We start from the raw sequence: 2,475 nt of genomic DNA, 5'->3' as shown, positions 1-2,475 counted from the left end.
AAAAGACGCTACTTCTGTTGCAAAGCTTGTTCTAGACAGCGATATTCCCCTACTTTTAGATGCCGATGGTTTGAATATTCTCGCCCAAATGGGAACCATCCCCAAGCTATCAAAGCGGCAAGCATTAACTATCCTGACACCCCATACTGGTGAATTCAAACGTTTGTTTCCAGATTTACCAGATTCAACACAAGACAGAGTAAATGCGGTGAGAGAAGCATCTCGCTTAAGTAGTGCGATCGTACTTTTAAAAGGTGCGAGAACTGCGATCGCAACTCCTGACGGTTCCGTATTTATTGTGCCCGAAAGCACACCAGCCTTAGCCCGTGGTGGTAGCGGCGACGTCCTAACTGGATTGCTGGGAGGACTTGTAGCGCAATCATCCGCTTGTTCTTGTGGCACAGGCGTCTCGCCTGTGTCTCTTGCAGAGATAGTAGCAGCAGGTGCTTGGTGGCACGCGCAAGCTGGGATCTTAGCAGCACAAGAAAGGACTGAGTTGGGAGTTGATGCCTTTACACTGACGCAATATTTGATTCCAGTGGTAGGTAGTGGTGAGTGAGGGAATATTTGCAGTGAATTGCAGTGTAATTCACCCGATTGCACTGCAATTCACTGAACTACATCCTTGGTTACAATTAACTTTATGTTAATCCCCATCACTTGACAATGCCACGCAAAAAACAACCGTCCCACACCTCTACTCCATCATCCATAACGTTAGCTCTTTCCGAACAGCGCCTTCGTGCTGATGCGTTAGATAAAGAGCATCAATGGCTACTGAAACAGATTAAGAAAAAACGAACTGAATTGCAGAACTTTGTCGAACAAATGCGCTCTGTGGCTACGCAGATTTTTCATCGCATAGCACCTGAATTTCAGAAAGTAACTGAAATCGATCGGGAAATTCACGCTTTATTCAATGAAATCCTAACTACTAGGAAATTGGGACAAAAAACGAAGCAAGATATTTTGGCGCTTTATCGAAGTTTACAGTTTAGCGGATTAATCAGTGCTAAACCAATTGAAGAAGAGACAGACCCAGAATTAGACCAACTATTTGAGCCAGAAGAACAAGAGAATAATTTTTATCAAAACTCTACTTCTAGCGATCGGCAATCTCATAACCACCTCGAACAACAAACTACCAAAACTGAAGAATCCAGAAAAATCCGGCAAACATTTTTGAGGCTAGCAGAAATTTTTCACCCCGATAAAGTGACAGATAGCGAAAGCCAAATGCGTCACACCGAAATCATGAAAGAACTTAATCGAGCTTATCAAGAAAATGATTTGGCTAAGCTACTGGAAATTGAGAAGCAACATTTGGCTGGAGAAGACATTGATAGTTTCAGTGAAGATGATTTAACGCGCCAATGTCAGATTTTGGAGCAACAAAATTTCGTCCTAAAAAAACAATATGAAAACCTAAAACAAGAACTCAGATTGGCCAAAAATACGCCAGAAGGTGCATTAGTATCTGAATACCGACAAGCAACTAAGTTAGGAATTAATCCTTTAGAGCAAATGTTAGCCCAGACAGAAAAAGAGATTGAATTTATGGTTGAAATTCGGAATTTCGTGAAGGACTTTAGGGATAAAAAAATGACAATAGTCTACAACAGCAGCATTTCGTCCGATCACGGCTAAGCTACCTGTCTCGACGTAACGGAAAGTAGGAGCAGTTTGACCAGCAAGTCGCTTTTTAATTAGTTTGGCAACATATTCGCCTTCCTGCATAGCGACGGGTGCGATACCGGGTAGGGGTTTGTTATCTTGATGGGAAAAACTAGCCAAATCCCCAATTACAAAAATGTTAGGATAATTGGGTATACTTAAATCCGGTTGGACGACTACGCGACCGACGCGATCGAGTTCTGCACCTGTGCGTTCGGCTAAAACTTTTCCCATTTTAGAAGCCTTGACACCGGCAGCCCATAATATTGTTCGAGCGTGAATTTCTTCGATGCGATCGCCTTGTTTTGTCGTGATAATATTGTTACCAATATCTGTTACAATAGTTTTTGTTTGTACGGTCACTCCCAATTTTTCCAGAGCCGATAAAGCTTTTGCGGATAATTCCGGTGAGTAGGGAGGGAGAATGCGATCGGCTCCTTCCAACAACAATATTTTAGTTTCTGTGGTGTCGATATCGCGAAAATCTTTTTTGAGCGTGCTGAAGGCAAGTTCTGCGATCGCACCAGCTAATTCTACACCAGTCGGCCCTCCACCTACGATCGCAAACGTCAACCAAGCACGCCGTTTTTCTGCATCTTTTTCTTTTTCTGCCGCTTCAAATGCCCAGAAAATGCGACGCCTAATTTCTAAGGCATTTTCTATTGTTTTCAATCCCGGTGCTACCGTTGCCCATTGCTCGTTGCCAAAATAATGGTGACTGACGCCAGTAGCAACAATTAATGTATCGTAAGTCAGTTCTTCATTGGGCAAGAATATTTTTTGCTGTTGCGGGTCAATATC

At 42.9% G+C, this 2,475-nt stretch carries 3 protein-coding genes; 2 read left to right on the top strand and 1 reads right to left on the bottom strand.

Going from position 1 to position 2,475, the window contains the following annotated elements; translation table 11 throughout:
- Together H6S82_RS28900 and H6S82_RS28895 are read left to right on the top strand one after the other, a co-directional pair.
- Window positions 1-559, top strand: a 559-nt coding sequence (locus H6S82_RS28900) for an NAD(P)H-hydrate dehydratase (protein ID WP_191057150.1), incomplete at its 5' end; no start/stop codon positions are given.
- Window positions 560-666: 107 nt separating this feature from the next.
- Complete coding sequence (locus H6S82_RS28895; RefSeq protein ID WP_190472169.1) at window positions 667-1,647, top strand: molecular chaperone DnaJ; 981 nt, start codon at window positions 667-669, stop codon at window positions 1,645-1,647.
- Here H6S82_RS28895 and H6S82_RS28890 read toward each other — a convergent pair.
- Window positions 1,528-2,475: NAD(P)/FAD-dependent oxidoreductase (locus H6S82_RS28890; protein ID WP_191057149.1), on the bottom strand; the 948-nt coding region annotated here is incomplete at its 5' end. The two genes, H6S82_RS28895 and H6S82_RS28890, sit on opposite strands and share 120 nt — an antisense overlap.

The sequence above is a fragment of the Planktothrix sp. FACHB-1355 genome, from assembly GCF_014748295.1.
Lineage (GTDB): Bacteria > Cyanobacteriota > Cyanobacteriia > Cyanobacteriales > Aerosakkonemataceae > Aerosakkonema > Aerosakkonema funiforme_A.
Note: the sequence above shows the minus strand (reverse complement) of the source record. Positions and strands in the feature narration are given on the sequence as shown.

Excerpts from the sequence above, each read along its gene's own strand:
- H6S82_RS28895 (WP_190472169.1), top strand. The coding sequence starts at position 667 with ATGCCACGCAAAAAACAACCGTCCCACACCTCTACTCCATCATCCATA.